Source organism: Pannonibacter sp. XCT-53, assembly GCF_009915765.1.
Lineage (GTDB): Bacteria > Pseudomonadota > Alphaproteobacteria > Rhizobiales > Stappiaceae > Pannonibacter > Pannonibacter tanglangensis.
Genome location: NZ_JAABLQ010000001.1, coordinates 713,264 through 737,239, shown reverse-complemented (window position 1 = coordinate 737,239; position 23,976 = coordinate 713,264). Strand labels below are relative to the sequence as shown.

The window sequence follows — 23,976 nt, the reverse complement described above, 5'->3', positions numbered from 1 at the left end:
CCCGCGGAGTTCACTCCGCCGCGTCGGCCGCGGGCTCTTCCGTAATCTGCGGTGCGTCCGTCTGCTGCAGTTCGACATTGAGGCCGAGCGAACGCATTTCCTTGACGAGAACGTTGAAGCTCTCCGGAATGCCCGCCTCGAACGTGTCGTCGCCGCGAACGATGGCTTCGTAGACCTTGGTGCGGCCGGCGACGTCGTCCGACTTCACCGTCAGCATTTCCTGCAGCGTATAGGCTGCACCATAGGCCTCGAGCGCCCACACCTCCATTTCACCGAAGCGCTGGCCACCGAACTGTGCCTTGCCACCCAGCGGCTGCTGGGTCACGAGCGAGTACGGGCCGATCGAACGGGCGTGGATCTTGTCGTCCACGAGGTGATGCAGCTTGAGCATGTAGATGTAGCCCACGGTGACCTTGCGGTCGAAGGCTTCACCCGTCCGCCCGTCATACAGCGTCGACTGGCCGCTCGGATCGAGGCCCGCAATGTTCAGCATGTCGACGATGTCGGGCTCATGCGCCCCGTCGAACACCGGCGTTGCGATGGAGACACCCTTCTTGAGCTGGTCGGCGAGACGCACGACGCTCTCGTCGTCGAACTCCTTGACCGCGTCGCCCTTGATGTTGTCGCCATAGATCTCGACGATCTTGCCCTTGAGCGCCTGGATCTCGCCCGACTTGCGGTACTCCTCGTACAGCTCACCGATCTTGCGACCCATGCCCGCACAGGCCCAGCCCAGGTGGGTCTCGAGGATCTGACCGACGTTCATGCGCGAGGGCACGCCGAGCGGGTTCAGCACGATGTCCACGTGGGTGCCGTCCGCCAGGAACGGCATGTCCTCGTTCGGGTTGATCTTGGAGACCACGCCCTTGTTGCCATGACGGCCGGCCATCTTGTCGCCCGGCTGGATCTTGCGCTTCACGGCGACGAAGACCTTGACCATCTTCATGACGCCCGGGGGCAGCTCGTCGCCGCGCTGCAGCTTGTCCACCTTGTCGATGAACCGCTGCTCGAGGCGCTTGCGGCTCTCGTCATACTGGCCACGCAGGGCTTCGATCTCGCTCATGAACTTTTCGTCGTCCACGGCGAACTGCCACCACTGCGAGCGCGGGAACTCGGCCAGGACCTCACCGGTCAGGACCGTGTCCTTCTTCGCGCCCTTCGGACCCGAGATGGCGGTCTTGCCGCGCAGCATCTCGCCCAGACGGCCGTAGACGTTGCGGTCCAGGATCGCCTGCTCGTCATCGCGGTCCTTGGCCAGGCGCTCGATCTCCTCGCGCTCGATGGCCATAGCACGCTCGTCCTTCTCGACGCCGTGACGGTTGAACACGCGGACCTCGACGACCGTACCGGTGACGCCGGGCGGCAGGCGCAGCGACGTGTCGCGCACGTCGGAGGCCTTCTCGCCGAAGATGGCGCGCAGCAGCTTCTCTTCCGGCGTCATCGGGCTTTCGCCCTTCGGCGTGATCTTGCCGACGAGGATGTCGCCCGGCTTCACTTCGGCGCCGATGTAGACGATGCCGGCTTCGTCGAGGTTCTTCAGCGCTTCTTCCGAGACGTTCGGGATGTCGCGCGTAATTTCTTCCGGCCCGAGCTTGGTGTCACGGGCGGCGACTTCAAACTCTTCCAGGTGGATCGAGGTGAAGACGTCGTCGGAGACGATGCGTTCGGACAGGAGGATGGAGTCCTCGAAGTTGTAGCCGTTCCACGGCATGAACGCGACGAGCACGTTGCGGCCGAGCGCCAGATCGCCCAGGTCGGTCGACGGGCCGTCGGCAATGATGTCACCCTTGCCGATGACGTCACCGACGCGGACCAGCGGACGCTGGTTGATGCAGGTGTTCTGGTTGGACCGCTGGAACTTCATCAGCCGGTAGATGTCGACGCCCGACTTGGACGGATCGAGATCTTCCGTGGCGCGGATGACGATACGGGTCGCGTCCACCTGGTCGACAACACCGCCGCGGCGTGCGGCAATGGCCGCGCCCGAGTCACGCGCCACGATCGGCTCCATGCCGGTGCCCACGAACGGGGCCTCGGCGCGGACGAGCGGCACGGCCTGACGCTGCATGTTCGAGCCCATCAGCGCGCGGTTCGCGTCATCGTTCTCGAGGAACGGGATGAGCGCGGCGGCGACCGACACGAGCTGCTTCGGCGACACGTCCATCAGGTCGACGCGCTCGGAGGGAACGAGCATGTTTTCACCGGCGTGACGGCAGGTGACCAGCTCTTCCACGAAGCGGTTGTTCTCGTCCATGACGGCGTTGGACTGGGCGACGTAGTGCTTCGCCTCTTCCATGGCCGACAGGTAGACGACATCGTTGGACACGACGCCGTCCTTCACCTTGCGGTACGGGCTCTCGATGAAGCCGTACTTGTTGACGCGGGCGAAGGTCGACAGCGAGTTGATCAGACCGATGTTCGGGCCTTCCGGCGTCTCGATCGGGCAGATGCGGCCGTAATGGGTCGGATGCACGTCGCGGACTTCAAAGCCGGCGCGCTCGCGGGTCAGACCGCCCGGCCCAAGGGCCGACAGGCGGCGCTTGTGCGTCACTTCGGACAGCGGGTTGGTCTGGTCCATGAACTGCGACAGCTGCGAGGAGCCGAAGAACTCGCGCACGGCGGCAGCCGCCGGCTTGGCGTTGATCAGGTCCTGCGGCATCACCGTGTCGATCTCGACGGAGCTCATGCGCTCCTTGATCGCGCGTTCCATGCGCAGCAGACCGACGCGGTACTGGTTCTCCATCAGTTCGCCGACCGAGCGCACCCGGCGGTTGCCGAGGTTGTCGATGTCGTCGATCTCGCCCTTGCCGTCACGCAGCTCGAGCAGCAGCTTGATGACCGAGAGGATGTCTTCCTTGCGCAGCGTGCGCACGGTGTCCGGGCAGGACAGGTCCAGGCGCATGTTCATCTTGACGCGACCGACGGCCGACAGGTCGTAGCGCTCCGCGTCGAAGAACAGCGACTGGAACATCGCCTCGGCGCTGTCCAGGGTGGGCGGCTCGCCCGGGCGCATGACGCGGTAGATGTCGAAGAGCGCGTCCTCGCGGGACTCGTTCTTGTCGACCGCCAGCGTGTTGCGGATGTACGGACCGGTGTTGATGTGGTCGATGTCGAGGATCTCGAGGGTCTCGTAGCCGCGCTGGACCAGCTCCTCCAGGAGCTTGCCGTTCAGCTCGTCGCCGGCCTCGGCATAGATCTCGCCGGTCTTGTAGTCGACGACGTCCTCGCCGAGATACTGGCCGTGCAGGTCCTCGTCGGTGACCTTGAGGGCCTTCACGCCCTTCTCGGTCAGCTGCTTGACGGTGCGCGCCGTGATCTTGCGACCGGCCTCGATGACCACCTCGCCCGTGTCGGCGTCGACCATGTCGTAGGACGCCTTCGTGCCCTTGAGACGGTCGCCGTCGAACGGCATGCGCCAGGCGCCCTTGCCGGTGCGGGTGTAGGACACGCTCTTGTAGAACGTGTTCAGGATCTCTTCGCCGTCAAGGCCAAGCGCCATCAGCAGCGAGGAGACCGGGATCTTGCGGCGACGGTCGATGCGCGCATAGACGATGTCCTTGGCGTCGAACTCGATGTCCAGCCAGGAGCCGCGATAGGGGATCACGCGGGCCGCAAACAGCAGCTTGCCCGAGGAATGGGTCTTGCCCTTGTCGTGGTCGAAGAACACGCCCGGCGAGCGGTGCATCTGCGAGACGATGACGCGCTCGGTGCCGTTGACGATGAAGGTGCCGTTGTCCGTCATGAAGGGCATGTCGCCCATGTAGACGTCCTGCTCCTTGATGTCCTTGACGGACTTCGCGCCGGTGTCCTCGTCGACATCGAACACGATCAGACGCAGGGTCACCTTCAGCGGCGCGGCAAAGGTCATGCCGCGCTGACGGCACTCGTCAACGTCATACTTCGGGGGGTCGAACTCGTACTTCACGAATTCGAGCAGAGCCGTGCCCGCGAAATCGGAGATCGGAAAAACGGAGGTGAAGACGGCCTGAAGGCCCTCATCCCCACGGCCGCCCTTGGGCTCGTCGACCTGAAGGAACTGGTCGTACGATGCCTTCTGCACCTCGATGAGGTTGGGCATTGCCGTAACATCGCGGATCGATCCGAAAAACTTCCGGACACGCTTGCGACCGTTGAACGTAAGGGTCATTGTCGCTCCTCGCATCGCCTGGGTGACGGCTGTCCGCAACGCCCCTTGTCCAATCGGGCCGTCTTGGCCCGGGCGCTTCGGATAACCGTCCCCTATCTGGGACTAATGCCCCGGAACCGGGACGAACCCGCCGGGGCTGGATGTGCGGTCCCGGGATCCCCGGGACCGCGATGTCAGATGAAGCGGATTACTTCAGCTCGACCTTGGCGCCGGCTTCTTCCAGCTTCTTCTTCATGTCGGCAGCTTCAGCCTTGGAGACCTGCTCCTTCACGACCTTCGGAGCGCCTTCGACGAGTTCCTTGGCTTCCTTCAGGCCGAGACCGGTGATGGCACGGACTTCCTTGATGACGTTGATCTTCTTGTCGCCAGCGTCAGCCAGGACGACGTCGAACTCGGTCTTCTCTTCTTCAGCAGCAGCAGCCGGAGCAGCAGCAACGGCAGCAACAGCCACCGGAGCAGCGGCGGACACGCCCCACTTCTCTTCGAGCATCTTGGACAGCTCGGCGGCTTCCATGACGGTCAGTGCGGACAGGTCTTCGACCAGCTTGTTCAGATCAGCCATTTTCTTTACCTTACGTTCGAACCAAATATCTGGTTACAGACAGAGTTGTGTTTGGGGGGCGCCTTATGCGGCCTCGTCCTTCTTGGCATACGCGCCGAAGACGCGGGCAAGCTGCCCGGCCGGAGCGTTGACAACCTGGGCGATGCGGGTTGCCGGGGTCTGGATCATGCCCACCAGGCGTGCGCGCAGCTCGTCGAGCGACGGCATCGTGGCGAGAGACTTGACGCCTTCCGCATTCAGGTTGGTCTTGCCCAGAGCACCGCCGAGGATGACGAACTTGTCCGTCGTCTTGGCGAATTCCACCAGTGCCTTGGGGGCCGCGACCGGATCGTTCGAGAACGCGATCAGGGTCGGGCCCTTGAACAGGCCACCGATGTGCTCCAGTTCAGTGCCTTGAAGGGCAAGCTTCACAAGGCGGTTCTTGGCAACCTTGCAGGTCCCGCCGGCGTCGCGCACCTTCGACCGCAGGGCGGTCATCTGGGCTACCGAGAGGCCCGCATAGTGCGCGACGACCACAACGGTAGTGCCAGCCAGCACTTCGTTGAGGGCGGTCACGAACTCGTGCTTTTCCGCTCTTTCCACTTGCCTACTCCATTTGGTGGCGTTGCCGCCACCGGTTTGCCTTTGCCGTTCCGCGCCAGGACCCGGGTGACCGGGCCGCACGCGTGACGACGCTCAGGGTTCCTGTCCCCTCGCCCCGCAGGCAGCGCGGCAAGGCAGTTGGTTCGAACGGGCCTCTGGCACCCTTGCGGGCGATGAAACCTCTGTTCTTACCTATCTATGCAGGCCCATTCGGCTTAAACCGGTTTCCCGGCACCTGCAGTCTCGGACAGGGACGACCCGGCCTTGCGGTCGGGCCGATCCCCCCGGAAGACCCGGGGGGAATTCTTCAGACGGCTCAGCCGTTGATCGAGGCCAGCTCGACCTTGACGCCGGGGCCCATGGTCGACGACAGCGCGATGCGCTTGAGGTACTGACCCTTGGAGCCGGACGGCTTGGCCTTCTGCACCGCGTCGATGAGGGCGCGGATGTTCTCGATCAGGGCGTCCTGCGAGAACGAGACCTTGCCGACGCCAGCATGGATGATGCCGGCCTTCTCGACGCGGAACTGCACGGCGCCGCCCTTGGCGTCACGCACGGCCGACGCCACGTCCGGGGTCACGGTGCCGACCTTCGGGTTCGGCATCAGGCCGCGCGGGCCGAGCACCTTGCCGAGACGGCCGACCAGCGGCATCATGTCCGGCGTGGCAATGCAGCGATCGAAATCGATCTTGCCGCCCTGAACCTCGTTCACCAGCTCTTCCGCACCGACGATATCGGCGCCGGCAGCCTTGGCTTCCTCGGCCTTGTCGCCACGCGCGAACACGGCGACGCGGACGGTCTTGCCGGTGCCGTTCGGCAGCACGCAGACGCCACGGACCATCTGGTCCGCGTGACGCGGGTCGACGCCGAGGTTGATCGCCACTTCGACGGTCTCGTCGAACTTCACCTTGGCGCGGTCCTTGATCAGGGTCAGGGCTTCGCCGAGGGCGTAGGTCTTGTTGCGGTCGATGCCTTCGCGAGCCGCACGGATGCGCTTACCAATCTTCGACATTGTTCTTACTCCGTGACCTCGAGGCCCATCGAACGGGCAGAGCCTTCAACCATGAGCATGGCAGCTTCGACGTCGTTGGCGTTGAGGTCCTTCATCTTGGCCAGGGCGATGTCACGCACCTGCGCCTTGGAGACCTTGCCGACGAAACCGCCCTTGCCCGGGGTCTTGGAGCCGGACTTGATGCCGGACGCCTTCTTGAGGAAGAAGCTCACCGGAGCCGTCTTGATCTCGAACGTGAAGGAACGGTCGGAGTAATAGGTGATGACGACCGGGCACGGAGCGCCCTTCTCGATATCCTGGGTCTGCGCGTTGAACGCCTTGCAGAACTCCATGATGTTGAGACCGCGCTGACCCAGCGCCGGACCGATCGGGGGCGACGGCGTGGCGGAGCCAGCCGACACCTGCAGCTTGATGTAACCTTCAATCTTCTTCGCCATACTGCTCTCCTATAAGCATGCCGGGCGACCGGCTTTCAGGAGCGGGTGGTCCGGATCGGCAGCCCGGCGAAGGCCTGCCTTTCCCACCACCCATTTGATGCGGGCGCCTCAAACGCCCGCAGCGGCCACGAGGGCCGCTGTCCGGATCAGCCGACCTTGTCGACCTGACCGAATTCGAGTTCCACCGGGGTCGGACGACCAAAGATCGACACGGCCACCTTGAGGCGCGCACGCTCGTCGTCGACTTCCTCGACAATGCCGGAGAAGGACGCGAAGGGACCGTCGGACACGCGCACCTGTTCGCCGATCTCGAAGCTGACCGAGGGCTTCGGCCGCTCGACACCTTCCTGGACCTGGTTGAGGATGCGCAGGGCCTCCTTCTCGGAGATCGGCTGCGGCTTCTGGTCCGCGCCAAGGAACCCCGTCACCTTCGGCGTGTTCTTGATCAGATGGAAGGCCTCGTCGGTCATGTCCATCTTCACGAGCACGTACCCCGGGAAGAACTTGCGCTCGGCATCGACCTTGCGACCCCGACGCACCTCGACGACCTTTTCCATCGGCACGAGGATTTCCTCGAACAGATCGGAGAGCCCCTTCTGCGCGGCTTTCTCGCGAATGGACTCGGCCACCTTCTTCTCGAAATTGGAATAGGCGTGCACAATGTACCAGCGCTTGGGCATGAGCTCAGATCCGCATCTTGTTTCGTGAATACCGAACGTCAGTTGCCAAGTCCAAGCAACAGGCTCACTCCCCACCCCATCAACTGATCGGCGAGCAGGAAGAAAATAGACGCAATCAGCACCATGAGGAAAACCATGGTGGTCGTCACAGCCGTTTCGCGCCGCGTCGGCCAGATAACCTTGGCCGTCTCGGCACGCACCTGCTGGATAAACGTGAAGGGATTCGTCTTGGCCATTCCGGTTCCGGTCTTGTCACGACGAGCGGGCGCGCAGAATCCTCCGCGCGCCCCGCCCGAGTGGTCCTGTTTAAGGCCTCGGCGGCCAAACTGCAAGAACAAAAATGGCAGGGGCAGCAGGGCTCGAACCCGCGACCTGCGGTTTTGGAGACCGCCGCTCTACCAACTGAGCTATACCCCTGCACGGGCGGCGGATCACGCCGCCCAATTCCTGTCCTGTCTACCCTCAGACCTGCCCGTTTGGCAAGTGAAATCAGAGGGTAAGCGGCGCCGGTTCACAACCGGCGCCAGGCATCACCTTACTCGATGATGGAGGCAACGACGCCGGCGCCGACGGTGCGGCCGCCTTCGCGGATGGCGAAGCGCAGGCCTTCTTCCATGGCGATCGGCACGATCAGCGACACGGTGACGGAGATGTTATCACCCGGCATCACCATCTCGGTGCCTTCCGGCAGTTCCACGATGCCCGTCACGTCGGTCGTGCGGAAGTAGAACTGCGGACGATAGTTCGTGAAGAACGGCGTGTGACGGCCGCCTTCTTCCTTGGTCAGGATGTAGGCTTCGGCCTTGAACTTCTTGTGCGGCTTCACCGTACCCGGCTTGCACAGGACCTGGCCACGCTCAACGTCCTCACGGCCGATGCCGCGGATCAGCGCGCCGATGTTGTCGCCAGCCTGGCCCTGGTCCAGGAGCTTGCGGAACATCTCGACGCCCGTCACGGTCGTCTTCTTGGTGTCGCGGATGCCGACGATCTCGACTTCCTCGCCAACCTTCACGATGCCGCGCTCGACGCGACCGGTCACCACGGTGCCACGGCCGGAGATCGAGAACACGTCTTCGATCGGCATCAGGAACGGCTGGTCGATCGGACGCTCCGGGGTCGGGATGTAGGCGTCGACAGCGTCCATCAGGGCGCGGATCGCGTCACGGCCGATCGCCGCATCGCGGTTCTCGACAGCCGCCAGGGCCGAGCCCTTGACGATCGGAATGTCGTCGCCCGGGAAGTCGTAGGACGACAGCAGCTCGCGCAGCTCCATCTCCACGAGGTCCAGAAGCTCTTCGTCGTCGACCTGGTCGACCTTGTTCATGAACACCACCAGAGCCGGCACGCCGACCTGACGGGCGAGCAGGATGTGCTCGCGGGTCTGCGGCATCGGGCCGTCAGCGGCTGAGCACACCAGGATCGCGCCGTCCATCTGGGCGGCACCGGTGATCATGTTCTTCACGTAGTCGGCGTGACCCGGGCAGTCCACGTGGGCGTAGTGACGGTTGGCCGTCTCGTACTCGACGTGGGCGGTCGAGATCGTGATGCCGCGGGCCTTCTCTTCCGGCGCGGCGTCGATCTGGTCATAGGCCTTGGCGACAGCGCCGCCGACTTCCGCCAGCGTCATCGTGATCGCTGCGGTCAGCGTCGTCTTGCCGTGGTCAACGTGGCCGATCGTGCCAATGTTCACGTGCGGCTTCGTGCGCTCAAACTTTTCCTTCGCCATCGGCGTCGCTCTCTATCCGTTACGCGGTTCAGTCGTTTAGGTTCGAGGCGGGACGCTTTCCGGCCGCTGCGGTCGCCATCTCAGGCGCCCCGGAGGCAGCGAATTGCTTCCCGTTCTGTCCAGGACCCCGGGACAGGGCCTGCCCGTACCGGTCACTCTGATCGGCACCCAGTGATGGAGCGGGTGAAGGGAATCGAACCCTCGTCATCAGCTTGGAAGGCTGCTGCTCTACCATTGAGCTACACCCGCTGACCCGGACTTCGGGAGACGATGGTGGAGGAGGTTGGATTCGAACCAACGTAGGCTTAGCCAACGGATTTACAGTCCGTCCCCTTTAGCCACTCGGGCACTCCTCCATTCCGTCGCGCCTCTGTCCGAAGCAGTCAGGATGGCTTCACAGACCGCCCCGCCGCGAGGGCGGGGTGTCCTGTGGCGCGTGTTATGCAGATGTGCCTTCGCCGTGTCAACGCCGATTTGTCCGGCGGGCCGAATTTTCCGCTCCCCGCTCCCGCGAAGCCTGCAAAAGCATCGGGAGATACGAACTTAATGATTGTTTTCCTTGGGCTTTCGACTGTTTCCACAGGCGCGGACGCAAGCCGCTGAAGCCAGCTGCGTCCCGCGACGTGGCCGGCAAGGCACCGGGACGTCGCGCAAGGATGGGGCAAGCAGGCGGCGGGCATAGGCAGGCATGTGGGCTGAAATGAGGGGCTGACATGGGGGACTGAAACGGCGGCTGGCATGGGGCGACCTGCCGCGCGTCGCAAGTCCTGGTCGCCCCTCCGCCCGGGCCCGGCCCGAAGGCGACGAGAATCAGGCAGGCGACGGCATATTGCAGTTGCAAGAGACGCCGCGATGCGCTCTTGTACCTGCAATACTTACATCACGACCTCGGACGCGCCATGTCGCAGCCACCGGATCCCGCAAGCCAGCGCCCCGCCGATGACGCCGGCACCGACCTCGGCATCAGCACTGGCACCGACCTCGCCCGTCCGACCCCGGCCCTCCCGGGACCGGACAGCGCGACCACGCCGGACGCCGAAACCATGGCACGCCTCTGCCTGGGGCTCGCGGTCCGCCGCACCTCCAATCTCGTCACCCGGCATTACAATGCGCATCTGGCGGAGACCGGTCTGGAGGTGACCCAGTTCTCGCTGCTGGCGGGCATTGCCTCCGGCAAGCCGGCCTCGCTTGGCGACCTTGCGGGGCTGCTGTCGATCGACAGGTCCACGTTGACGCGCAACCTGCGCCCGCTCCAGGCAGCCGGCCTGATCGACCTTCAGGCCGCACAGGGCCGCCGGCAGCTGCCGACGCTGACCGAGAAGGGCGAGACGGTGCTGCGTGCGGCCTCCTCGGCATGGCTGCGGGCCCAGACCGCCCTTGTCGACACGCTCGGGCCAGAGGACACGGCCGCGGTCCGCGCCAGCCTGAGGCGTCTGCGCGACGCGGCACGCCGCCCGGGCGTCCCCTGAGCCCGTCCGGCCCGGTGCGCAGGCCTTGCGAGGGCCGCGCCGCGGGGCCGCCCTGCCCGCCCGCTGCCTCCGGCTGTCGGCCGGCGTGATGCCGGCCGGATCACCCTGCCCTTGAAACTGTCCGAACGGAGACCTTGCATGACCCCTTCCGATGCCTTCCCCGACCTGTCTGGCCACGATCTCGGCGCCCTGCCGCTCGACCGGATCGCCACGCTTTCCGGGCTCGAGATCTTCGAGCACATGAAGGCGGGCCGCCTGCCCGCCCCGCCGATCATGGTGACGATGCAGATCGTGCTGGAGGAAGCCGAACAGGGACGGGCCGTGTTCATCGGCCGTCCGGGCGAGGCGCACATGAACCCGCAGGGCACCGTGCATGGCGGCTGGATCTCCACCATCCTCGACACCGCCATGAGCTGCGCCGTGCATACGGAACTGAAGCCGGGCGAGCTTTACACCACCACGTCGCTGACCGTGAACATGGTGCGCCCGCTGATGCCGGGATCAGGCGCCGTGCGCTGCGAGGGCCGCGTCGCCCATCGCGGCAGCCGGCTCTCCACGGCGGAGGGGCGTCTGGTCGACGCCAGGGGGCGGCTCATCGCCCATGGCACCGTCACCTGCATGATCCTGCCGCTGCAGGCAGCCTGAAGCGGGCGGTGCCTGCCCCCGTCAGTTCCCCCGTCCGGACGGCCGGCGCGGAAAACCGGGCGCGTCGTGAAATCGCGGTTCAATCGCACCGCGATTGCCAGTATGACAGCGCAATGAGTGACGAACCGACCAAACGCCCCCGTTCTGCCGGCCCTGCCGGCTTCCGCAAGTCTGGCGCCGCCGCAGGCAGCGGTGACCGCGCCCCCTGGGAGCGCGATCGCCCCGCAGGCGGCCCCGGGCGCGGCCCGGGCAAGGGCTTCGTGAAGCCGCAGCCGCGCCGCCCCGGCCTGCCGCCGGAAGGCCCGGTGCTGCTCTACGGGCTGCACACAGTCGAGGCGGCCTTTGCCAACCGCGAACGCCGCCGGCTGAAGCTCTACGCCACGGAAAACGCGATCAACCGGTTGCAGGAACGCGGTGTCGCCATCGACGTTCCGGTGGAGATCACCGCGCCCCGCGCCCTCGACCGCATGGTCACGAAGGATGCCGTGCACCAGGGCATGATCCTGGAAGCCGATCCGCTCCCGGCCTACGGACCGAAAGAGCTGAAGGGGGCAAGGCTGATCCTCGCGCTGGACCAGGTCACCGATCCGCACAATGTGGGCGCGATCCTGCGCTCCGCCGTGGCGCTGGCCGCCGATGCCGTGGTGACCACGGAACGGCACGCGCCCGAGGAAGGCTCCGTCCTCGCCAAGTCCGCCTCCGGCGCCCTCGACATGATCCGTCATGTGCGGGTGAAGAACCTCGCCAAGTTCCTCGACGAGATGGGCGAACAGGGCTTCTTCCGCGTGGCGCTGGACAGCGACGGCCCGGCCACGCTGGAAGAAACCGCCTTCGGTGACCGCACCGTGCTCGTGCTCGGCTCCGAAGGCAAGGGCGTGCGGCCGGGCGTGCGCGCGGCCTGCGACACGCTCGCCCGTCTCGACATGCCCGGCGCGATCCGCTCGCTCAATGTCTCCAATGCGGCGGTGCTGTCGCTCTACCTCGCCCGCACAAAGATGGGACTTTGAAGCAGGCAACAGGCCCGGACCTTCCCCCCGTCATCCCGGCCAAGGGTCAGCGCCGAGCCGGAATGACACAGAGGGTTTTTTCAGCCGCCTGAAGCCCGGGACGCTCCGCTCCCGGTTCACCCGGCCTGAACCCGCCAGGTTGACCTGAAAGAGCACCAGGCGGGTCACGCCGCGCGTGCGATCAGTCGCCGGTCAAGCACAGCGGCCAGCCGCTCGGCCTCGGCCAGCACGGCTGCCGTGGGTGCGCCTTCGGTCAGGATCAGCGCATCCACCCGTGCCGGACGGGCCGGATCCTTGCGCGCCGCGCGGACCAGCGTGATGACCTTCGCCTCCGCCTCCGACAGGCGCGAACGGCAGCAGGGGCAATGGGGATCGCGGAAGCGGAAGGTGGTGCGCCGGGTGACGCGGATCGCGCGCATCAGCTGCATCACGGCAACGGCCACCTCGCCGCCGACCGCCGGCCCGAAGGCATCAGCCGCCAGCACCAGCGCCTGTTCCCAGCTGTGCGCCTGCGGCCGGGCATAGGTCAGGCAGAGGTAGCGCAGCACCTGCAGCACCGCCTGTTCGTCGCGCGCCAGCAGCATGGCCGCGCCGCCGTCACAGCTTGGACCACCTGCTGCCGGACCGTCCTTCGGGGTCTCGTCCATCACGCGCCCTCGACGGCGGCAAAGCCCTCGAACTGGGGCGGACCGGCATAGAGGTCCTTGTTGCCGCCGGCGTTGCGATGGGCCTCGCGGAACTGCTCGGACTTTGTCCAGGCCAGGAAGTGCTCGCGGCTTTCCCACACCGTATGCGAGGCATAGAGCGTGATGCCGGCCTCCGCATCCGCCGGTCCCTGCAGCAGGTGGAAGCTGCGGAACCCGGCCATTTCGGACAGGCGCGAGTCACGCCCCTTCCAGACGGCCTCGAACTCCGCTTCCTTGCCGGCCTTCACCTTGAACCGGTTCATGGCGATGAACATGCGGGCTGCCCTTTCGTTCCGGCGCGCGGCGATCGCGCGCAAATACATGACAATTGCACTCATATTTTCTGTTGCTCGCCAGGTCAAGCACCGCGCTGTGGTCAAGCTGCCGCAGGCCTTGGCAAGCGGACACGGGCCGGCTATAGACGTGTAACGTTATTACATTTTAATCCGCAGGAGGGAGATCATGACCAAACGCCTGCCGGTCACCGTGCTGTCGGGGTTCCTCGGCGCGGGCAAGACCACGCTGCTGAACCACGTCCTCGCCAACCGCGAGGGGCTGAAGGTCGCCGTCATCGTCAACGACATGTCGGAGGTGAACATCGACGCCGCCCTGATCCGCGACGGCGGCGCCAACCTGTCGCGCACCCAGGAAGCGCTGGTCGAGATGACCAACGGCTGCATCTGCTGCACCTTGCGCGATGATCTGCTGGTCGAGGTCCGGCGTCTGGCGGCGGAAGGCCGCTTCGATTACCTGCTCATCGAATCCACCGGCATCTCGGAGCCGCTGCCGGTCGCCTCCACCTTCGAGTTCCGCGACGAGGAGGACCAGAGCCTCTCCGACGTGGCCCGGCTCGACACCATGGTCACCGTGGTCGACGCCGCCGGCCTGCTGGCCCACTTCGCGTCCGTCGACAGCCTCACCGACATCGGCCAGTCGCTGGGCGAGGACGACACGCGCACGCTGATCGATCTGCTCACCGACCAGATCGAGTTTGCCGACGTGATCGTGCTCAACAAGGTCTCCAGCGCCACGCCCGCCGATCTGGAGGCCGCCCGCAAGATCATCCGCTCGCTGAACCCGGAGGCACGGCTGGTGGAGGCCGACTTCGGCCGGGTGCCGCTCTCCGACATTCTCGGCACCGGCCGCTTCGACTTCGAGCGCGCCCACACCCATCCGCTCTGGTACAAGGAACTGAACGGCTTCGCCGATCACACACCAGAGACCGAAGAATACGGCATCCGCTCCTTCGTCTTCCGCGCGCGCCAGCCCTTCGACCCGGAAAAGCTGCAGGCCTTCATCAACCGCTCCTGGCCCGGCGTCGTGCGCGTCAAGGGCTTCTTCTGGCTCGCCACACGGCCGGACTTCGTCGGCGAACTGTCGCAGGCCGGCGCACAGGTGCGCACCGAAAAGCGCGGCCTCTGGTGGTCGGCGGTGCCGAAGTCCTACTGGCCGGACCATCCCGACTGGCACCGGTCCATGCAGGGCTACCTCGACCCGGTCTGGGGCGACCGGCGGCAGGAGCTGGTCTTCATCGGCTGCGACCCGATGGACGAGGAGGCGCTGCGGCGGGACCTGGCCGAGTGCCTCGTGCCCGCCAAGGGCTTCACCCCGGCCGCCTGGCGCCACATGGCCGACCCCTTCCCCCTCTGGAGCAAGTCCGCCGCCTGAGGGCCCAGACCGCAAGACTGACAAGACCGGCCAGATCGGCAAGACCGGCCAAACCGACAAGACCGGTCGGACAGCGCCCGGCGGCGACGCCGGGCGCAGCCACCGCACGCGGGTGCTGCCCGAGGCCCCCTCCCGCCGCTTGCCCATCCGCCCGTTGAAAACCGTGGCGAAAGGGGTGCACCGACGCCCGCTTTCTGCTAAAAGCCCCCCATTCGGCCACAACGCGCCACGGCGCCGGTATAGCTCAGCAGGTAGAGCACCTGATTTGTAATCAGGGGGTCACGGGTTCGAACCCTGTTGCCGGCACCAATAAAATCAACAACTTAGCGTCATTCCGGCTTACATCCTGATAGCCCGTATAAGCAGTATATAAACACTGCACTGCCTTCCCCTTTCCCTTCACGCTGATTCCCTTTTTCTCTATTTCATTAAAGAAGGGTCGTCATCGTCGTCATGGTCGTCATTTCCGTTTGATTTCAAATACTTAGGAAGTGACGGGGGTTGTCAGCGGTCGTCATTCGGTCGTCATTGCGCCTCGCACAAGTCAGCCCAGCGCCTCGCCCATGGGTTGCGCTTTAGGCGAGACTCCGGCTCAACCATCTGATTTGTTTAGTTGTTTAGGCTTTCACATCAGGGACAGACTGCCGGAATTCGGCAGGTCATCGCCCCCGCTAGGGGCAAGGTCTTTGTACGGTCCCTAAGACCGGGGGGTATCCGTTCACCTCGACGCGTGTACCCGTGCAAGCGTGTATCACTTGCACAGCGCTCCACTGGTGAAATGCTGGGCCCTTCCGGCCCGTGAGGTATCGCGGGAAGCCGTACGGTCCCTTACCGGCCCCATCCTATTGCAGACAGCTGCGGCAGCTTGCCGGGCTCGGGAAGTAGGGGGCGCGGGAGAAGGGGAAGCCTCAGGCCAATTGCGTGGCTGTTTGACAAGTAAACGGCAATGCCCGTTTGATTTCACTGCAAAGAACGCTGGGGGGGGGGGGCGGCATGAGAAAGGAAATTGCTTGTGATGCACTAAGGCGGGGTAAGCGGATAAAGCTCTGCTAAGATGGGCTTGAACGCATTGTTGAAGTCCATGCGGTGGGGCTCAACAAGCAAAGACAAGAAGTCATGTTTGTGTGGCAGGTCCGGGGCGGCAGCGAGAGTGGCGAACAGACAGGCTGGAAACTGCTGATCCTCGATAAAGTATCGCTAATGCAAGTGACAGATGAGAAGTCAACCGCAGTGCGCGATGCGAAAAATAGGTCAATCAGCACAATGACCCATGTTTATTGTGAGATATGAGTAGATCAAGAGAGAATTATTGATTTTCAGTTTTGTAATATTAATTAAACTCCATCAATTTTAGGCGCTTGCGTCTTCTTTCATCTTCTTTGCGAGCTTCGCAATCGTACCCTTAGCAGCTCCCGTTGCTGCCATGATCATTGACCAGCTGTCGCCACGCTCCAGCATCCGCGCAATCGCGGCGTTGCGTGCCTCGTTCGCCGGACGCCCGGTGTACCGACCGTCAGCCTTGGCCTTTGCGATACCTTCAGCTTGCCGCCGCCGCCGGTCCGCATAATCCTTCCGGGCAATCGCGGCCAGCATGTCGAGCATCATACCGTTGATTGCCTCTGCCATGCGGCTGGAAAATTCGTCGGTTGCCGTGGCGCTGGCGAGCGTCCAGCTTGTCGGCAGGTCCAGGGCAACGACTTTCACGCCTCGGGCAGAAATCTCAGCCTTGAGCCGGTTCCAGTCATCACCGGACAGGCGGGACAGGCGGTCAACCTGTTCGATCAACAAAATGTCACCAGGCTCGCAATCGGCCAGAAGGCGGAACAGCTCGGGACGGTCGAGGCTTGCGCCGCTCTCGTTCTCGATGTAGCGCGCAGCAATCTTCAGACCGCGTTCCTTTGCGAAGGCGTCGAGGGCAGCGCGGGCGCGGGTGGCGTCCTGTTCCTTGGTGGATGCACGAAGATAAGCCCGGACCAACATAAGAACCCCATCGGTCTATTTTGTGTGGTTCAATATGTATCGGTCTATTTAGGGTTATGCAAATGCCTTTTTGCACCAACGCTTTGCGTGGTGCAAAAAAGGTATACCCGAAATGACCAGAAGGCAGTGTCACGCGCGACCGGCGGACGAAGGCAAAGACCGAATGGCAATTTCGCCTCAGCGTACGGCCTGACCTTGGCCAAGTCCGCCGCCTTCTGCCAATATCCGGACACAGCGTTGAGGCATTGGAAATGGCCCGTGGCAGGCCCGAGCGGCCATCCGCCAGACGAATACGAACCGCAGTGCCAAGCGCTGCGGCGGCAGGGCGGAAGTCGGTTGCTACTCTATGCCGTCTGGCTGGACCAGCAGCAACCTAGTCCGGCCAATCGTCCCTCAGGCCCGGCCCCGTGGCCCCAGCGCGCGCTGGGCTGCCTCGACATTGGCAAACCATCCGGACGGCCTGGGAAGCCCGGCAAGCCAGGTCTGCAAGGCCTCCCGGCTGGCCTTTGCCTCTTGCGGTACCACGGCCAGGCGAATGACCGCCGCGAAGAGCGCCGCGTCGTCCGCTTCTTCGAGAATAGCGGGCACGGTATCAGGGGCGATGATGATTGCGACGGGCAAGGGAGGCTCCAATTCAAAATGCAATTTACCAAAACACACTATTCCACCCGCCAATCTGATCAAAGCCATGTGATCAAGATCGTCCGGCTTCCAGCGGCCCGGCGCTTCTCGACCGCTATGCCCTTTGCCCGCAGGAGCGGGGCGGCGCGGGCCACGGCATCGCCAAGCGTGTTGGGCTTGAGGGGCAGGAACTTGCCTCCCGTCGCATCCTCCGCACCCAAGCGCGTAAGGGCAGCAAGCAAAGCCGTTGCGGTCCCTTCCCAACGCCCGGTCGGGTGTTCCTCGATCATTAAACGCTCAATTGCCACGGCAACCGGATCGCCCTCAAACACGGCTTCCGCCGTCTCGCGGCGGTTGGCTTCATACGCTGTCATGAAGTCGCCAGCTGTCCAGCCAAGGCCGGGTTCCGCTGCTGCGATGAGCCGGGCGAAGTCTGCCATGCGCGGGGCCCGCTCAAGCTTGGTCGCGTCATAGCGCCGAACAGCCGCCGCGACCGCATCGAGCAACGCCCCGATAATGCCAGGGCGAACAGCTTCCCACGCCGCCCAGAAATCATCTTCAGACTGCCGGGCTGTCTCGTCGATGCGAAGCAGGCGCACGGTTAGCGACCGGTCCGCCATGTCCGCCCGCCCCGTCAAGGACGGGATGCCGTTGACCAGCACTGGGCGCGATCCGGCAAACCAGAACGGTTCAGCATCGGAGTGAAGCTTTCGGGTCAAAAAGCCGCTGCCGGTCGAAAGGCGACAGACGGAATCGCTGAACCAGTTTTCCACTTTCGACAGATTGTCGAATGACAGGACATGCGATGATATCGCCATCGTGAAGAGATCGCGCTCGTCTTTCGGCTGTGCCAGCCCGGAGACTGCCGAAGGGTCTACCAAGCCCCGCAGCAGACGCGCCATTGTCGATTTGCCGGAACCCTGTTCACCACCCAGGGCAAGCACCGGAAACGCACTGCCGCGCCCCCAGAGGGCCGCGACGAGCCAGGCAACGATTAGCCTGAAGTCACCGTCGTCAGCGTTGATGAAACCACGCAGTTCCTCAATTAAATGCCCGGCTTCCGGCTCCGGCAGGGCGTGCATGGTTTCGCCCCGCAGGAACTTGACCGAAGGACGGGCGACGACTTCCCAGCCGTTGCCAGTGATCCGGACCGCCCGCCAGGCGTCGTCACATAGGTCGAGCCAACAGGCTTGCCCGTCCCATGCCGTTCGCAAAAACGTCTTGTGACAGGGGCCCTCCTCAATTGCCCGCACCTGAAGCACCCGCAACGCATCGGCCAGCATTTGCCCGGCAGGCGCGTTCCCGGTCGCGCGGTAAAATTGACCCGCAGCCCATCGCGCAAAGGCGGCGCTGTCGAGCCGCCAATGTTCCAAATGCCCGTTCACTGGCACCGTCGCGAACCCGACCTTCTCCGGCGAGTGCCACAGGTCCGCTGCATCCAGTGATGCAAGAAACGCATCGCGCTTCGGCGGGTTCTTCCGCTCCCGGCGTTTTCCGCGCCCCCCTTGCTTCGCGGTGTCGGCAGGGTTGTCCGGGGCCGTCTCGGGAGCCGGTTCCGGCGCGGTGCGCATGGCTGCATTAACTGGCGCAAAATCATTCCCTAGTGGCGCGGGTGCGACTTCTTTAGCGGTCGCCAACAGATGCAGAACTTTAGCCGTGTGCCAGCGTTCTTGAACGGCGTCTGCCGCATCCCACCCCTTCGCCACGCCTTGCGGCGGCTCGATCACGCGAAAGGACACAGCCCCCGCCGCCAGGGCGAGCCGGGCCACCTCGTCGGCATAGGCCCGGCCCGGCGCGTCCGCGTCCGGCCAGATGACCACCGCCCGCCCAGCCAAGGGCGACCAGTCAGACTTCGCTGCCGCCTTGCCGCCACCGCTTGACGTAGTAGCGACGTGATCCGGCAACAGCACCGCTGCCGCGTCCGCCGCCTTCTCGCCCTCGGTCACAATAACGACCGCGTCCGGGCGCTGGGCGAGCCGGTCGAGGGCGTACAGGGGCCGGTTTTCGGGAATGGCCGTCCAGCGCCACCCTTCGCGCCCGGCGACATTTCGGCACCAGGTTAAAGGCACGACATCCTTGCCGCCATCCGGCTTTTCGAACCGGGCCACGAGGGCGAGAACCGCGCCTGCGGCATTTCGATAAGTCCAAACTGCGGACGGCCTGCCCTTCGTCGGGTGTTCCCTCGGCGGCTTCGGTGCGCTAGGCGGCACAGGCAGCACCGGGAGCCAGGCAGGCACCGCCGCCGGGGCGGCAGGGGCCGGGCTGGCGCTGCTGGAGATCGGGGCAAAGGGGTCAATCGTCATAGGCCATAACCCCCACCATACCGGCCACCTTTTCCGCCGCCTCGGGCTGCTTTAGCTCGAACAGGAAGGCAGCCAGCGCGACGAGATCGCGCCCGCCGTCACCAGTGGCGAAGTCAGCCCACTTGCCCGTAGACAAGTTGACCTTGAGCGATCCATGCCGCCGGTCGCCCCGCTTCGGATTGCGCGCGACCCACTCGACGCCCTCGCGCCGTCCGTCCGGCAGCCAACGGCTGACGATCCCCGGCGCGGCCGCCAGCGCCGCGCTCGCCACTCGTTCGAAGTTGATGCGGCGGCGCTTCATTCTGCCGCCTCCGCAACAGGAACCACCGTTGCAGGCCGGATCGCCTCGCAAAGGCCCGTCGCCAGCGTGGCCCGCGCCAGCCCGTCGAGCGGTAAGCCCAGCGCGGTCGTCAGGATGCGTTCTGCCCACCACCCGGCATAGACACCCGATACCAGAGCCAGCAAGGACAGAAGGTCGTGCCCGTGGGCGGCAACCGCCTCGCCGTGCAGCCGGAACCGACCGGCCCAGCGTCCACCGGCTAGAACCGACAGGCGCGCCTCGCATTTGCCGTGGACATAGACAAAGCCGCTGTCCCGCAGTTCCCCACGGGGAAAAACGGTAACAAGGAGCGCCGCCATGAGGGGCCCCAGGGCGACGGAACGCGGGCGCCCGCTTGCAGTCAGGCGGGTGAGCGCACCTTGATCGAAGATCGCAGGTCGCGCCGTGGCCGGTTCCTTTGCGGCCAAGCTGTCGAAGAAGTCGCGGAAGGCGTGACGCGTCAGGCCGGACACCCGCCAGCCGGTTGCAGCGGACAAGACACGCGCGGCATATGTTCCCGCCGAAAACCCGCTCAACAGCGGCAGCAGGGAAAGCAGGTTTGCCCCGCAACGCGGCATCCCGCTTGGATCAGGGTAAAAGTCCCAGCCGCCGAGATGACCGACTTCAACCCGCACTTCCGGTGTCGCGACCGCATAGGATGGCACGCGCCAGGAGCCCTTCACGATCCGTCCACCCGGCAGCGCGGTCATGACCAACGCGCGCATCAGTGGCGCAAACTGCCGGTCTGCGGCGTGAAGCCGTGCGATAAGCCGGGCATCCGCCAGGGGGGCGAACGAGCCAATGGCAGCTCGCTCGTCCGCCATCGGCTCCGGCGAAGTCCACAGCCGGTATCCGTTGAACCGCATCGACCGCGCCAGCGCGTCGGCGCAATGCGGAACCCGCCAGCCGCCCTCCGGCCCGCCGTGGCGATGGATCGCGCCACAGGCTGGGCACGGCTGGACGATCAGCGCCCGGCCAACCGGAACCGCGACCAGGTCGAGCGCCGAACACTCGGCAAAGCGTGCCACCGGCGCAACGCTATAACCTGCCGTCATGCTGCACCGCCCGCGCGCTGGGCGTCCGCTTCTGTTGTCGTCAGGAAGGTCGCAGCTGTGAATTCAAGAAGATCAGCGCGACGATACCGGACCAGTTTGCCCACTTTGACGAAGCGCGGGCCACCGCCGCGCACGCGCCAGGCTTGCAGGCTGCGGCGCGAGACGTGAAGAAACTCTGCTGCCTGAGCTTCAGTCAGCAAAGCGGACGGATCGGGGGAGAAGTTCTGTTGTGTCATCTGTGCCTCATCGAAACCAACGCACTGAATCGCGCGATGTGCGATGAAGCTGCCTGTGCATCGACCTAAAGTCGTCCAGCTAACCCCCCGCTAACGGGCCAAGGGTTCGCCGGAAAAAGCGTGCACGCTAAAGAACTTCGTAAAACTTACGAATTGTTGCTGGCAATATGAGGAATTCATAAGAATTCCTGAAAATTTCATTTTGCATTTTCGCGGCCTCCTCGTCAAAATTTATCTCTCGGAATATCTTTGCCGTTTTTTCAACTAGGTCTTTGTTTGCAAGAGGTTCATTTTTTCTTCTAATCCGCTCGGGAAACTCGGCGGAAGGGTCCATGTCATCCCAATAAACAAGTTCGGCAGCATCAAGGAACGCCGCGAAATCGCCATCTGTCGTACTCGTCGGATGACTTCCCGTCAGGTAGTAGTAAGCCGCAGCCATGTGCGCGGCAAAAGCACGCCGCCGCCAGACGGGCCGCGCACCGCCCGTATCACTCAGACTGTTGAGCCATGTGTTGGCATGGGTGGCCAGTCCTTGCACGAAGGCCAGGTGTTCACGCACGGATTTGAGCCGGAAGACTTCACTTCGCTTGAACGTCTTGACGCCAAGGCTCATCATTTCGTCATTCCGGCCACGTTTAAACTTGACGAATTCTGCAGTTTGCTCATCAAGCAGATAATCGTCATCGTGATCCGGCTCAGTATAAAGTAAATCTATGTCATATTCATCAATTAATTCTTCGATTAGCGTCAGCGCATCGGTCGCATCAGCTGCAGCCTTTTCAATCTCGGCAACTCTTTCGCGAAGAACTCTTTTGTTCATATCAGTTTTATCTTTATACACTGCCTCCACACCATCGGCGTGGCAGTCGTGCGCGTAGTAGATCGCCCAGCGCACCCAGAAGTAAACACACTTTGACTTCAATTCGATATCGTTCATGCGTCTGGTTTGCTTGCTTCGATCAACAAACCGCTGAACCCATTCGTCCAATTGGTCGAGTTTGGGCCAGGGGTCCGAAGGCTTTTGCATCCACACCCAGCCCGGCGGCAGGGGAAAGTGGTCATGGCGATCAAATGGCATGACATAAAGGTTTTCGCCAAAGAGCCGCCGCCATAGATTTCGCTGCCTAATCGAGCGTGAAACGTAAATCTTGTCTTGCCGTGAAAGACTATCAAAGAAATCTGCCTTGGCTGCAGCCTCGTCTACTTCCCTTTGGACCCAGTGAAGATCATAGTATCCTTTTAGTCCCACATTCATAACAAGACCTCAGAATAGATGATTTAATCAGATATTTGGCATCGAGGCATTTTGCCCAGCCGCACCAGGTCAACCCCGTCAACCGTCAACCGGTGGCGTCAACCCCGTCAACCGCGTCAACCCAACATTTTAGGCGGGGTGTCTGGCCCTTTTTCGGGGTCTTTCCGCCCGTGGCGCGGGTTTGCGGCCAAACGGTCCCTAAAGGTGGGGGGGTGTCGGCAGGGCAGACCATCACCCCTCGACCGCGTCCCGCCGCAGGCGCACCCCAACACCGCCGGAGGCATCGGCGGCCAGGAACTCGACGCCCGCAGCTTCGAGCGCGCCTTGAACGGCTTGGATCGTATCCAGCCCACTGCTGAGGGTACTGCCGCCCCGCGCTTCCATTTTCCGGATCGTCCCAACGTTGACGCCTGCTGTCGTGGCAAGAGCGATCTGCTCTACCCCAACAAGCGCCCGTGCCGCCTTCAGCTGATTTCCCGTCGATAGCATTTCGGACCCCAAAATAGATTTGATAACTATTATCGTAGCTATCAGGTTGACACTTCGTTACGAGTGGTTGTGATAACTATCATAATAACTTTGAGGCGCAAAGCGATGCTGTTCAACCGCTCCACCATCTTCCGCCAAGCATGGGCCAACGCTCGGACCATCCATGCGAACTTCCGCCGCAACGAGCGCCTGTTCGGCCCCGCGCCGTCCTTGCGGTCCTGTTTCAGCAAGGCGCTGCGGGAAGCATGGGCAACGGCCAAGGCCGAAGCTGCCGCCGCGCAGGCCACACAGGCAGCCCGCACCGCCGCCGCAGCCCTGCCGTCCGTCGAGCGCACGCGCCTTGCCGCCGCCGCACAGGACGCCTTGGCCCGTCTCGTTTTTTCAGACGCGCCCATGGCAGCGATCGCCAGCCGCCGGGATGCCCTCAACGCCCAGCTTGCAGCCTTCAGCTGACCGGAGATCGAACCCATGCAGATGCAAAACACTTGCCCTGTGACGGTCCTTGGCATTGAAGCTGACACACTCAGCGCCCTTTATGACCGCCTTGACGAGGCCGGGCGGCTCGCCCAGCCGGAAGCCCGCGACGGGGCCGCCGGGCTCATTGATGCGATTGCCGCAATCGAACACCTCGCCTCGCACCGCACACCGGAAAGCTTCGCGGGGGCCTACTTTAAGGTTTTGCTGATCGTCACGGACCTGAACGACCTGACCAACTGGCCGGACAGAACCGGCCCGGAGCGGGCGGACCTTGAGCGCCGGATGAAGCGCAACATCCGCCACTTGCTCGACTTCCTCAGGCCCCATGCCGGGCCGGAAGTCGCCCTGTTCGACCGCGACGAACAGCATATTGCGCGCCACGCCCAAAGCCCGGACGAAATGCGGCAGCTGCTGGCAACGGCCAAATGAAGGATCGCACCATGACACAGCACACAGACCAGCTGTCAGAACTGATCGCGGATTACCGCGCGGGCATCGAGGACACGATTGAACTTCTCATCACGCTCCTTGACCGGCTCGACGGCGACAGCGATCTTGAGCCCGAACCCGAAGAAGGCCTTGGCATCTACCGGGATTTTTGAAACGTCGAAGCTGACGCC

General features: G+C 63.9%; 25 protein-coding genes and 4 tRNA genes. 8 read left to right on the top strand and 21 right to left on the bottom strand.

Annotated elements, in window-relative coordinates:
• Nucleotides 1-10 precede the first annotated feature (10 nt).
• The 11 genes from rpoB to GWI72_RS03395 all read right to left on the bottom strand — a co-directional run bounded on the left by rpoB (nt 11) and on the right by GWI72_RS03395 (nt 9,502).
• A complete protein-coding gene (gene rpoB, locus GWI72_RS03445; protein WP_161675649.1) occupies nt 11-4,147 on the bottom strand; it encodes a DNA-directed RNA polymerase subunit beta in 4,137 nt (1,378 codons plus the stop codon).
• A 187-nt stretch (nt 4,148-4,334) separates the two neighbouring features.
• Nucleotides 4,335-4,709, bottom strand: a complete 375-nt coding sequence (gene rplL, locus GWI72_RS03440) for a 50S ribosomal protein L7/L12 (protein ID WP_161675648.1) — start codon at nt 4,707-4,709, stop codon at nt 4,335-4,337.
• A gap of 63 nt (nt 4,710-4,772) precedes the next feature.
• Nucleotides 4,773-5,291, bottom strand: a complete 519-nt coding sequence (gene rplJ / locus GWI72_RS03435; RefSeq protein WP_161675647.1) for a 50S ribosomal protein L10 — start codon at nt 5,289-5,291, stop codon at nt 4,773-4,775.
• Between the two features lie 316 nt (nt 5,292-5,607).
• A complete protein-coding gene (rplA, locus tag GWI72_RS03430) occupies nt 5,608-6,303 on the bottom strand; it encodes a 50S ribosomal protein L1 (RefSeq protein ID WP_161675646.1) in 696 nt (231 codons plus the stop codon).
• Nucleotides 6,304-6,308: 5 nt separating this feature from the next.
• Entirely contained in the window at nt 6,309-6,740 is a 432-nt protein-coding gene (gene rplK, locus GWI72_RS03425) for a 50S ribosomal protein L11 (protein ID WP_161675645.1), read from the bottom strand.
• 146 nt (nt 6,741-6,886) lie between these two features.
• Nucleotides 6,887-7,420, bottom strand: coding sequence for a transcription termination/antitermination protein NusG (gene nusG, locus GWI72_RS03420; protein WP_161675644.1), 534 nt, complete (start codon nt 7,418-7,420; stop codon nt 6,887-6,889).
• Nucleotides 7,421-7,458: 38 nt separating this feature from the next.
• Nucleotides 7,459-7,656, bottom strand: a complete 198-nt coding sequence (gene secE / locus GWI72_RS03415; RefSeq protein WP_161675643.1) for a preprotein translocase subunit SecE — start codon at nt 7,654-7,656, stop codon at nt 7,459-7,461.
• Nucleotides 7,657-7,761: 105 nt separating this feature from the next.
• Nucleotides 7,762-7,837, bottom strand: a tRNA-Trp gene (locus GWI72_RS03410).
• Between the two features lie 118 nt (nt 7,838-7,955).
• Nucleotides 7,956-9,146: an elongation factor Tu gene (tuf, locus tag GWI72_RS03405; protein WP_161675642.1), complete on the bottom strand. Its 1,191-nt coding sequence runs from the start codon at nt 9,144-9,146 to the stop codon at nt 7,956-7,958.
• 175 nt (nt 9,147-9,321) lie between these two features.
• Nucleotides 9,322-9,395 (bottom strand) — tRNA-Gly (locus tag GWI72_RS03400).
• Nucleotides 9,396-9,417: 22 nt separating this feature from the next.
• A tRNA-Tyr gene (locus tag GWI72_RS03395) sits at nt 9,418-9,502 on the bottom strand.
• A gap of 543 nt (nt 9,503-10,045) precedes the next feature.
• Between GWI72_RS03395 and GWI72_RS03390 the strand changes: the two genes are divergently transcribed.
• The 3 genes from GWI72_RS03390 to GWI72_RS03380 all read left to right on the top strand — a co-directional run bounded on the left by GWI72_RS03390 (nt 10,046) and on the right by GWI72_RS03380 (nt 12,267).
• Complete coding sequence (locus GWI72_RS03390; RefSeq protein WP_161707868.1) at nt 10,046-10,615, top strand: MarR family winged helix-turn-helix transcriptional regulator; 570 nt, start codon at nt 10,046-10,048, stop codon at nt 10,613-10,615.
• Nucleotides 10,616-10,753: 138 nt separating this feature from the next.
• Nucleotides 10,754-11,260, top strand: a complete 507-nt coding sequence (locus GWI72_RS03385; RefSeq protein ID WP_161675640.1) for a PaaI family thioesterase — start codon at nt 10,754-10,756, stop codon at nt 11,258-11,260.
• Nucleotides 11,261-11,373: 113 nt separating this feature from the next.
• The gene (locus tag GWI72_RS03380) at nt 11,374-12,267 is read left to right on the top strand and encodes a TrmH family RNA methyltransferase (RefSeq protein WP_179956011.1); all 894 of its coding nucleotides are present in this window, start codon (nt 11,374-11,376) and stop codon (nt 12,265-12,267) included.
• 164 nt (nt 12,268-12,431) lie between these two features.
• Here GWI72_RS03380 and GWI72_RS03375 read toward each other — a convergent pair whose 3' ends face one another.
• Both GWI72_RS03375 and GWI72_RS03370 read right to left on the bottom strand, forming a co-directional pair.
• The gene (locus tag GWI72_RS03375; protein WP_161707867.1) at nt 12,432-12,914 is read right to left on the bottom strand and encodes a hypothetical protein; all 483 of its coding nucleotides are present in this window, start codon (nt 12,912-12,914) and stop codon (nt 12,432-12,434) included.
• Nucleotides 12,914-13,228 carry an antibiotic biosynthesis monooxygenase family protein gene (locus GWI72_RS03370; protein ID WP_161676117.1) on the bottom strand — a complete coding sequence of 105 codons (315 nt, stop codon included), beginning with the start codon at nt 13,226-13,228 and terminating at the stop codon, nt 12,914-12,916. Before GWI72_RS03370 ends, GWI72_RS03375 begins: the two co-directional genes overlap by 1 nt.
• A gap of 187 nt (nt 13,229-13,415) precedes the next feature.
• Between GWI72_RS03370 and GWI72_RS03365 the strand changes: the two genes are divergently transcribed.
• The gene (locus tag GWI72_RS03365) at nt 13,416-14,621 is read left to right on the top strand and encodes a GTP-binding protein (protein ID WP_161707866.1); all 1,206 of its coding nucleotides are present in this window, start codon (nt 13,416-13,418) and stop codon (nt 14,619-14,621) included.
• A 233-nt stretch (nt 14,622-14,854) separates the two neighbouring features.
• Nucleotides 14,855-14,930, top strand: a tRNA-Thr gene (locus GWI72_RS03360).
• A 1,041-nt stretch (nt 14,931-15,971) separates the two neighbouring features.
• Here GWI72_RS03360 and GWI72_RS03355 read toward each other — a convergent pair.
• The 8 genes from GWI72_RS03355 to GWI72_RS03320 all read right to left on the bottom strand — a co-directional run bounded on the left by GWI72_RS03355 (nt 15,972) and on the right by GWI72_RS03320 (nt 22,879).
• The gene (locus tag GWI72_RS03355) at nt 15,972-16,601 is read right to left on the bottom strand and encodes a recombinase family protein (protein ID WP_161707865.1); all 630 of its coding nucleotides are present in this window, start codon (nt 16,599-16,601) and stop codon (nt 15,972-15,974) included.
• Nucleotides 16,602-16,994: 393 nt separating this feature from the next.
• Nucleotides 16,995-17,222 (bottom strand): hypothetical protein, encoded by a 228-nt coding sequence (locus tag GWI72_RS03350; RefSeq protein ID WP_161707864.1) that lies wholly within the window; start codon nt 17,220-17,222, stop codon nt 16,995-16,997.
• Nucleotides 17,223-17,281: 59 nt separating this feature from the next.
• Nucleotides 17,282-19,330: a hypothetical protein gene (locus tag GWI72_RS19980; RefSeq protein ID WP_209000047.1), complete on the bottom strand. Its 2,049-nt coding sequence runs from the start codon at nt 19,328-19,330 to the stop codon at nt 17,282-17,284.
• A 184-nt stretch (nt 19,331-19,514) separates the two neighbouring features.
• Nucleotides 19,515-19,826 (bottom strand): hypothetical protein, encoded by a 312-nt coding sequence (locus tag GWI72_RS03340; RefSeq protein WP_161707863.1) that lies wholly within the window; start codon nt 19,824-19,826, stop codon nt 19,515-19,517.
• Nucleotides 19,823-20,899, bottom strand: a complete 1,077-nt coding sequence (locus tag GWI72_RS03335) for a hypothetical protein (RefSeq protein ID WP_161707862.1) — start codon at nt 20,897-20,899, stop codon at nt 19,823-19,825. The genes GWI72_RS03340 and GWI72_RS03335 overlap by 4 nt, the downstream gene beginning before the upstream one ends.
• Nucleotides 20,896-21,135, bottom strand: a complete 240-nt coding sequence (locus GWI72_RS03330) for a helix-turn-helix domain-containing protein (RefSeq protein WP_161707861.1) — start codon at nt 21,133-21,135, stop codon at nt 20,896-20,898. Before GWI72_RS03330 ends, GWI72_RS03335 begins: the two co-directional genes overlap by 4 nt.
• A 127-nt stretch (nt 21,136-21,262) precedes the next feature.
• Complete coding sequence (locus GWI72_RS03325; protein WP_161707860.1) at nt 21,263-22,390, bottom strand: hypothetical protein; 1,128 nt, start codon at nt 22,388-22,390, stop codon at nt 21,263-21,265.
• Between the two features lie 231 nt (nt 22,391-22,621).
• Nucleotides 22,622-22,879, bottom strand: a complete 258-nt coding sequence (locus tag GWI72_RS03320; protein ID WP_161707859.1) for a helix-turn-helix domain-containing protein — start codon at nt 22,877-22,879, stop codon at nt 22,622-22,624.
• Between the two features lie 105 nt (nt 22,880-22,984).
• On the opposite strand from GWI72_RS03320, the gene GWI72_RS03315 reads away from it, so the two are divergent.
• From GWI72_RS03315 to GWI72_RS03305, 3 genes are read left to right on the top strand one after another with little or no spacing between them, the layout of a single operon-like run.
• Complete coding sequence (locus GWI72_RS03315; RefSeq protein WP_161707858.1) at nt 22,985-23,332, top strand: hypothetical protein; 348 nt, start codon at nt 22,985-22,987, stop codon at nt 23,330-23,332.
• Between the two features lie 15 nt (nt 23,333-23,347).
• The gene (locus GWI72_RS03310; RefSeq protein ID WP_161707857.1) at nt 23,348-23,785 is read left to right on the top strand and encodes a hypothetical protein; all 438 of its coding nucleotides are present in this window, start codon (nt 23,348-23,350) and stop codon (nt 23,783-23,785) included.
• Nucleotides 23,786-23,796: 11 nt separating this feature from the next.
• Nucleotides 23,797-23,958 carry a hypothetical protein gene (locus GWI72_RS03305; protein WP_161707856.1) on the top strand — a complete coding sequence of 54 codons (162 nt, stop codon included), beginning with the start codon at nt 23,797-23,799 and terminating at the stop codon, nt 23,956-23,958.
• The last annotated feature ends 18 nt before the right edge of the window (nt 23,959-23,976 follow it).